Raw genomic sequence first — 7,900 nt, 5'->3', positions numbered from 1 at the left:
CCCGGTCGCGGTTCCGGTAGCCCGGGCCGTGCGGGCGCCGCTGGACGTGCTGCTCGTGCGCAAGATCGGTGTGCCCGGGCAGCCGGAGCTGGCGATGGGCGCGGTCGCGGCGGTGGCGGGCGCGAGCGCGGTGGCGGGTGCCGGCGAGCCGGATGGGTCCGGCGGGCCGGGCGGACCGACGGGTGCGGCCCTCGACGCCCTCGGGGTGGTGGAAGTGGTCCGGAACGAGCTCGTGCTCGACCGGCTGCGGCTCCCGGCGGCGGTCTTCGCCGGCGTGCTGGACCGGGAACTGACCGAACTGCACCGGCGGATGTCGGCCTACCGCGGCGACCGGCCGCCGCCGGTGATCCGGGGACGGGCCGTGGTCGTGGTCGACGACGGGTTGGCCACCGGCTCCACGATGCGGGCGGCCGTCGCGGCGGTCCGCCGGCTTCGGCCGGCCCGGGTACTGGTCGCGGTCCCGGTCGGGGCGGCGGACAGCTGCGCGCGGCTGCGCGAGTGCCCGGACGTCGACGACGTGCTCTGCGCGCGGTGCCCGGTGCCGTTCGGATCGGTGGGCCAGGGCTACCGGGACTTCGGGCCCACGTCGGACGACGAGGTCCGGGCCGGCCTGGCGTACGATTTGCGCGGATGAGTCCGCCGGGCGACCGCGGCCGCGTCGTCCGGACCCCGGTCCGGCCGGGCGGTCGAGGAAAGTCCGGGCTCCACAGGGCAGGGTGGTTGCTAACGGCAACCCGGCGCGAGCCGCGGGACAGTGCCACAGAGAACAGGCCGCCGGCACCTTCGGGTGCCTGGTGAGGGTGAAACGGTGGTGTAAGAGACCACCAGCGCCCCGGGTGACCGGGGCGGCTCGGTAAACCCCACCCGGAGCAAGGTCGAAAAGCCGTGCCCGGACCACACCGGTCCGGATGCGGTGCGCAGGCGTTCGAGGGCGGCCCGCCCGAGCCTGCGGGTGGACCGCTGGAGCGTGCCGGCGACGGTACGTCGAGATGGATGGTCGCCGAACGGGATCGCCGCGAGGCGCCCGGGAACAGAACCCGGCTTACAGGCGGGCTCATCCACCCCTGTCCGTCCGGCCCCGCGCCCGGCGCGCCGCGGGCGTCAGCCCGCGTACCGGTGGACGGTGATCCAGTCGACCTGCAGGTGACCCTCGGTCGCCGGATCGGGTCCGGGGGGGACGGGTTCGGACTGGATCAGGAAGGCCAGCGGGGCGGTCGGCGTCATCGTGGCGGTGTCCAGGCAGATGTCACCGTCGCAGCCGAAGCGCACCCGGCCGGGGGACCACTCGATGGTGTAGACGTGCCAGTCGCCCAGCACCGCGCCGGGCGGGCCGGCGACCCGCTCCTTGCTGCCGGCCGGGTCCGCCCGGTGGTACCACCCGGCGACGGGGCCGTCGGGCCGCAGATCCGCCTCGAACCAGTTCAGCTCGCCGCCCGCGCGCCAGAGCTCGACGCTGCGGGAGTCGATCAGCAGCGGCACGCCGTGGAAGTGCGACGGCGCGCCCGCGGCGAAGCCGACGGAGCGGGCGCGGTACTCGATCAGCAGGTACGGACCGATCCGGAACGCCCCGCCGAAGGCGGGCAGCGGGAACCAGACCGCCGCGCCGAGCGGCCGGGCGCCGGAGCCGCCCGGCCCGCCGGACCCGGGCCCCGGAACGGCGGTGTGGTGGTGGATGTCCAGCACGCCGTCGGCGCCGGCGACGTCGGTGCGGACGCTCAGCGTCCGGGACGGCGCCCAGATCCCGTTGCGGTGCGTGGTCGGCCAGCCGTCGGGATAGACCCGGATCTCGGTGCCGGCCGCCCCGTCGGGGCCGTAGGCGGCGTGGCCGGCCGCGCCGGCCGCGGTCAGGGTGCCCGTGGCGTCGGCGACGAAGCCGCCGACCGGCACCGGTCGGGTGAAGTCCTCGGCGAGCACCCGGCGCCAGCCGGGCCGGTCCCCGGCGGGTCGCGGGCGCGCGGGCCGCCGGAGCGGCGAATCGTGTTTCATCGGCTCGATTGTCGTCCCCCGATCGGGCCCGACCGGCCGGCCGGGCGGTTTCGTCCATGATCGCCCGGGGCACTCGTGGCGGATGACCGCGACCTCGGATCCCCGCGCGCCCGACGCCCCGGACCGCGATGCCGCCGCGCTCGACCTGGCCACGGTGGACCGGTTGGTGGTCGTGTCGGCCCAGCCCCCGGACGAGGTGCTGGGCGCAGGCGGGCTGATCCGCCGGGTGCACGATCGCGGGACGCCGGTCGAGATCGTGGTGGCCAGCAACGGGGAACGGACCCACCCCGACTCACCGACCCACCCGCCCGAGCGACTGTGGGCCCTCCATCGCGACGAGACCGCTCGGGCCGTCCGCACCCTGGCGCCCGGCGCCGGGCTGCGCCGGTTGGGTCTGCCGCACGGGGCCCTGGCCGACCACGTCCCCGACCTGGTCGCGGCGGTCCGGGACGCGGTCGGCGCCGCCGGCGACCGGGCGTTGATCGTGACCACCTGGCGCGACGACGGCGGGCCGGACCACCGGGCCGTCGCCCGGGCCGCCCAGACGGCCGGCGCCGCCACCGGCGCGGCGGTGGCCGAGTTCCCGGTGCGGGGCTGGTCCTGGCTGCGGCGCGACGATCCGCGCGTGCACCCGTCGCGGCTGGCCGTCCTGCGGCTGACCGACGCCGAGGTGCTGGCCAAGCGCCGCGCGGTGCGGGAGCACCGGAGCCAGATCGGTCCGCTCGGGCCGGCGCCCCAGGACCGGGCCGCCCTCGGTCCGGACGCGATCGAGCGGGGCGACCGGGCGCACGAGCTGTTCCTGCCGGTGCGCCGGTCGTTGACCGCCGGCTACTTCACCGAGCTCTACCGGGCCGCCGACGACCCCTGGCGGCTGGGCGGGTCCTGGTACGAGGAACGCAAGCGGGCCTTGACCGCCGCCGCGCTGCCGCGGGCCCGGTTCCGGTCGGCGTTCGAGCCGGGGTGCGCCGTCGGCCTGCTCACCGAGCTGCTGGCGCCGCGCTGCGACCGCTACCTGGCCGCCGACATCGCGGCCGAACCGCTGGCCCGGGTCACGCAGCGCCTGGCCGGGCAGGATCACGTCGACGTCCGCCGGCTGACGCTGCCCGACCAGTGGCCGGACGGGGACTTCGACCTCGTGGTGCTGTCCGAGGTCGGCTACTACCTGGACCACGTCGACCTGTCCCGGGTGATCGAGCGCACCGTGAGCGCGCTGACCCCGGACGGGGTGGTGCTGGCGTGCCACTGGCGGCACCCGGCGGCCGGCTACCCGTTGACCGGTGACGAGGTGCACGCCGCCCTGGCCGCCGAGCCGGGACTGATCACCCTGGCCGCCCACACCGAGGAGGACTTCCGCCTCGACGTCTTCGCCCGACCCGGAACGCCGTCGGTCGCCCGCGCCGACGGCGTGCTGGCCTGACGGCTAGCCTGACCCGATGCCGGCCCGGACGATCGTGGCCCCGCCCAAGGCCATCGACTTCGATGCGATCCGCGCTGCCCTGGGCATCCCCGACGGCTACCCGGCCGACGCCGTGGCTCAGGCCCGGGCCGCCGCCGGCGCCGCGGACGGCGCTACGAACGGCGCCGTGGCCGGCCACCCGGCACCGGGACCCGGCGCCCCGCCGCCCGGCGACCCGGTGCTGCTCGACGTCGCGTTCGTGACGCTGGACCCGCCCGGTTCCCGCGACCTGGACCAGGCGGTGCACCTGTCCCGTCGGCCCGGCGAGGCCCGGGACACGAACGCCACCGGCGGTGCCGGCGGCACCGACCCCCCCGCCGGCGCCGGCGCCGCCGGCGACGACCAGCCGGGTGGGGGTGAGGCTGCCGGCGGGTATCTGGTCCGGTACGCCATCGCCGACGTCGCCCGGTTCGTGGCCCCGGCCGGGCCGCTGGCGCAGGAGACCTGGCGCCGGGGCGCGACGCTCTACAGCCCGGACCGGTCCACGCCGCTGCATCCGGTCGAGCTGTCCGAGGGCGCCGCCAGCCTGCTGCCCGGGGTGGTGCGGCCGGCCGTCGTGTGGACGATCGCGCTGGACGCCGCCGGCGAACCGGTCGAGGTGGATGTGCGGCGGGCGTTCGTGCGCTCGGTGGCGCAGCTGGACTACCCGTCGGCCCAGCAGGCCGCGGACGCCGGCGACCTGCACCCGTCGATCGCGCTGCTGCCCGAGATCGGTGCCCTGCGGGAGACGCTGGCCCGCCGCCGCGGCGCGCTGAGCCTGGACATCCCGGACACCGAGGTGGTCCGCGGGCCGGACGGGCGCTGGACCCTGGAACGCCGGGCGGTGCTCGCGATCGAGCGGCACAACGCCGAGATCAGCCTGCTGACCGGGATCTGCGCGGCCCGCCTGATGCTCGACGGCGGGGTGGGGCTGCTGCGCACGCTGCCGACGCCCACCGCCGAGCAGGTCGACCTGCTGCGCCGGGCGACGGCCGCGCTGGGCATCCCCTGGCCCGAATCGATGCCGGTGTCCGAGGTGATCGCCGGCCTGGACGGCAGCCGGCCCCGGGACGCCGCCTTCCTGGAGGACGCGGTGCGGCTGTTGCGCGGCGCCGGGTACACCGCGTTCGACGGGGCGCCGCCGGCCCGGCCCGACCACGGCGGGGTGGGTGGCCCGTATGCGCACGTCACGGCGCCGCTGCGGCGGCTCGCCGACCGCTACGCGACCGAGGTGTGCCTGGCCCTGCACGCCGGCCGCCCGGTGCCGGACTGGGCCAGGGCGGCGCTGCCCGACCTGCCCGCGACGATGACGGCGGCCGACCGCAAGGCCGCCGAGCTGGCCAAGGCCTGCGCGGGCGCGGTGTCGGTGTTCGTCCTGCACGGGCGGGAGGGCGAGACGTTCACCGCCACCGTGTTGCAGCTCGAACCGGCCAAGGACCGGGCCATCGTGATCCTGCACGAACCGCCGGTCCGGGCGCACTGCCCGCCGGACGGTCTCGTCGAGGGGTCGGTGATCAGCGTCCGGCTGGTCTCGGCCGACCCGGCGACCAACCGGTTCGTCGTCGAGCCCGCCTGAGCAGCGGGGCGGTCCCGGCGTCCGGCGGCCGGCCATGGCAGGCTGCTGGGTATGGGTGACGAGATCGGTCAGAGCAAGGGCTTCTACTACAACATCAAGACCGGCCAGGTCGAGCCCGAGGGCGTCAGCAAGGCCAAGGAGCTGCTCGGCCCGTTCGACACGGCCGAGGAGGCGGCGAACGCGCTGCAGATCATCCGTGAGCGCGAGCAGCGCAAGGACGCCGAGGACGCCGCCTGGCGCGACCGCTAGGGGTCGTGGGGCCGCCGCTCGGCCGGCCGCGCCGGCTCACCGGGCGGGAACGCCGCCGATGGCATGATCGTCGGGTGACTTCGCGCGCTCGACGGTGCCTGTCGGCCACCCTCGTCCTGGCCACCGCCGCCGTCCTCGTGGCGTGCTCCGCCCCCGTGGCCGGTACCCCGACGCCGGGCGGCGCCACCGTGTCGACCCGCACCCCCGGGACGACCCCGGGATCGTCCGGGGCGACCGGGATCACCACGCCGAGCAACGCGCCCTCCGGCGGGACGGCCGCCGGCAGCGCCGCGGGCGGACCGACCGGGGAGGCGCCCGTGCCCGCGGGCCTGGAGACGTTCTACGGCCAGCAGCTGGACTGGGGGTCCTGCGCCGACCTGGCCACCTCGGAGGACACCAAGGTCTACCGGTCGGCCTCGCTGCAGTGCGCCGACCTGACCGTCCCGCTGTCCTACGCCGACCCGGGCGGCCCGACGATCACGCTCAAGGTCCTGCGCAAGCAGGCGACCGACCGGGCCGGCCGCATCGGTTCGGTGGTCACCAACCCGGGCGGCCCGGGTGGTTCCGGCGTGGAGAACGCGGCCTACCTGGGCGCGTTCGGCCTGGCCACCGAGCTGAACAAGGAATTCGACCTGATCGGGTTCGACCCGCGCGGGGTGGGCTTCTCCAGTCCCGAGATCCGGTGCCAGACCGATGCGCAGCGCGACGCCGCCCGGGCGGTCACCACCCGCACCCGGACCCCCGAGGAGATCGCCGCGGCCGACGCGTTGGCCCAGCAACTGGCCCAGGGCTGCGCCGCGCTGTCCGGCCCGCCGGAGGGCGTCGACGGCCCCACGTTCCTGGCCAACGTGGGCACCGGGACCGTGGCCAAGGACGTCGACGTGCTGCGGGCGGCGCTGGGCGACCGCGGGCTGAACTACATCGGCTGGTCCTACGGCACGTCCATCGGCACCGAGTACGCCCGGCAGTTCCCCGGCAACGTCCGGGCGATGATCCTGGACGGCGCGGTCGACCCGAACGAGGACCCGGTGGCCTCGTCCCTGGGCCAGGCCGAGGGTTTCCAGCAGGCGTTCGAGGACTTCGCCGCCGCGTGCGCCAAGAAGCCGACCTGCCCGCTGGGCACCGACCCGGCCGGCGCGACCGCGGCCTACCAGGCGCTCGTCCGGCCGCTGCTGGACACGCCGTTGCCCCTGGCCGACGGGCGGGTGCTCACCTTCAACGACGCGACCACGGGCACCTTCACCGCGCTGTACAGCGAGTCGCTGTGGACCCAGCTGACCGACGGGCTGACCGGCCTGGCCGCCGGGGACGGGTCCGGTCTGATGGCGTTGGCCGATTCGTACCTGGGGCGGGACTCGGCGGGCCACTACAGCAACATCCAGGACGCGTTCCTGGGGATCGGCTGCATCGACGGCTCGCGGACGATCGATCCGGCGCAGGCCCAGCAGCTGGCCGACAAGTCGGCCGCCGCGGCGCCGTTCCTGGCCAGCGGCGACCCGCCGGCCGCGGTGAAGGACCCGTGCGACTTCTGGCCGGTGCCGACCACGGCGCTGCAACCGGTCACCGACGTCCCCGGGCTGCCGCAGGTGCTGGTCATCTCGACCACCCACGATCCGGCGACGCCGTACCAGGCGGGAGTCAACCTGGCCGGCACGCTCGACGCCCGGCTGCTCACGGTGGACGGCACGAACCACACCGCCTACCTGACCGCCGGCAACCAGTGCGCGGACGAGATCGGCACCGATTACCTGGTGTCCCTGACGCTGCCGGCCGACGGCACCACCTGCTGAGCGCAGGGCTGGTCCGCCGGCGCGCGGTCAGCGCGCCCGTGCGATGACCACGTCCGGTGAGGCCATGGAGGTGGCGGCCCCGCAGGCGGTGGCCAGGCCGGTGACGACCAGCGCCCCGGCGACGGTCGACACCACCCGCCGGCCGGCGCGCGCTACCGCTGGTCGCTGACCCACAACCCGATCAATCCGCGGAAATGGGCCAGGAACCGCTCGTGCTCGTGCGGCGGGTAGGTGGCCCGCACGGTCTCCACCAGCAGCGCGTCGAAGTCCCCGGAGGTGATCCAGTCGTAGACGATCCCGGGCAGCGAGGCGAGCGCGGTCGAGCAGAACTCGCGGTACCGGTCGGCCTCGAAGTACTGGTCCGACATCAGCGCGTAGCGGCCCAGCTTGTCCGCCCAGCTCAGCGACGGGTCGTCGGCCACGTCGTACCAGGCCCGCGAGTTGGTGTCCACGCGCGGCTTGCGGCCCGTGACCGCGCAGAACACCGACCAGGACACCAGTTGGGTGATCGCCCACGGGAAGTAGTAGTGCAGCGAGGTGATGGCGATGTCCGGGCAGGCGTTGGCGTAGTCGATCGGCTTGACCGTGGTGCCGGTGACCAGCGCCTCGCAGGAGTTGAACTCCCACCGGAAGAACGCGTTGATGGTCCGGGACAGCGTCAGGATCTCCATGCCCGCCTCGGGCGGCAGGAAGTTGTGCGAGACCTCGTACCGGTCGTGCATCGGCAGTTCGGGCCGGAACCGCATGATCTTGGTCTCCGGGCCGATGGTGAGCGAGCGGGCGAACGAGTCGTACTCGGCCGCGGCCTGCAGGTGCATCAGCATCTGCCCCGACTCGTCGTACGCCCGGTGCAGCGCGTCCTGG

General features: G+C 75.4%; 6 protein-coding genes, 1 other RNA gene and 1 pseudogene. 6 read left to right on the top strand and 2 right to left on the bottom strand.

What is annotated here, in order from left to right; genetic code table 11:
• Positions 1-634, top strand: a 634-nt coding sequence (locus ACOJUF_RS15255) for a phosphoribosyltransferase (protein WP_420122679.1), incomplete at its 5' end; no start/stop codon positions are given.
• Positions 632-1,061: RNase P RNA component class A (rnpB, locus tag ACOJUF_RS15250), an RNA gene on the top strand. The genes ACOJUF_RS15255 and rnpB, both read left to right, overlap by 3 nt.
• Before the next feature lie 40 nt (positions 1,062-1,101).
• Here the strand turns inward: rnpB and ACOJUF_RS15245 are convergent.
• Positions 1,102-1,986 carry a hypothetical protein gene (locus ACOJUF_RS15245; protein WP_420122678.1) on the bottom strand — a complete coding sequence of 295 codons (885 nt, stop codon included), beginning with the start codon at positions 1,984-1,986 and terminating at the stop codon, positions 1,102-1,104.
• A gap of 82 nt (positions 1,987-2,068) precedes the next feature.
• Here ACOJUF_RS15245 and ACOJUF_RS15240 point away from each other — a divergent pair, with 82 nt between their 5' ends.
• The 4 genes from ACOJUF_RS15240 to ACOJUF_RS15225 all read left to right on the top strand — a co-directional run bounded on the left by ACOJUF_RS15240 (position 2,069) and on the right by ACOJUF_RS15225 (position 7,036).
• Positions 2,069-3,403, top strand: a complete 1,335-nt coding sequence (locus tag ACOJUF_RS15240) for a bifunctional PIG-L family deacetylase/class I SAM-dependent methyltransferase (RefSeq protein WP_420122677.1) — start codon at positions 2,069-2,071, stop codon at positions 3,401-3,403.
• 16 nt (positions 3,404-3,419) lie between these two features.
• Positions 3,420-4,997, top strand: coding sequence for an RNB domain-containing ribonuclease (locus ACOJUF_RS15235; protein ID WP_420122676.1), 1,578 nt, complete (start codon positions 3,420-3,422; stop codon positions 4,995-4,997).
• A 51-nt stretch (positions 4,998-5,048) separates the two neighbouring features.
• A complete protein-coding gene (locus tag ACOJUF_RS15230) occupies positions 5,049-5,246 on the top strand; it encodes an SPOR domain-containing protein (RefSeq protein ID WP_420122675.1) in 198 nt (65 codons plus the stop codon).
• Positions 5,247-5,320: 74 nt separating this feature from the next.
• On the top strand, positions 5,321-7,036 hold the full coding sequence (locus tag ACOJUF_RS15225; RefSeq protein ID WP_420122674.1) for an alpha/beta hydrolase: 1,716 nt from the start codon (positions 5,321-5,323) through the stop codon (positions 7,034-7,036).
• Positions 7,037-7,188: 152 nt separating this feature from the next.
• Here ACOJUF_RS15225 and ACOJUF_RS15220 read toward each other — a convergent pair.
• Positions 7,189-7,900: pseudogene (locus ACOJUF_RS15220) on the bottom strand (hypothetical protein); the annotation flags it as partial.

It is taken from the genome of Nakamurella sp. (assembly GCF_048594475.1).
Classification (GTDB): Bacteria; Actinomycetota; Actinomycetes; order Mycobacteriales; family Nakamurellaceae; genus Nakamurella.
This window is presented reverse-complemented; position numbering and strand designations above follow the sequence as displayed.

Coding starts and splice junctions, on each gene's coding strand:
- ACOJUF_RS15245 (WP_420122678.1), bottom strand. CDS start 1,986: ATGAAACACGATTCGCCGCTCCGGCGGCCCGCGCGCCCGCGACCCGCC.
- ACOJUF_RS15240 (WP_420122677.1), top strand. CDS start 2,069: ATGACCGCGACCTCGGATCCCCGCGCGCCCGACGCCCCGGACCGCGAT.
- ACOJUF_RS15235 (WP_420122676.1), top strand. CDS start 3,420: ATGCCGGCCCGGACGATCGTGGCCCCGCCCAAGGCCATCGACTTCGAT.
- ACOJUF_RS15230 (WP_420122675.1), top strand. CDS start 5,049: ATGGGTGACGAGATCGGTCAGAGCAAGGGCTTCTACTACAACATCAAG.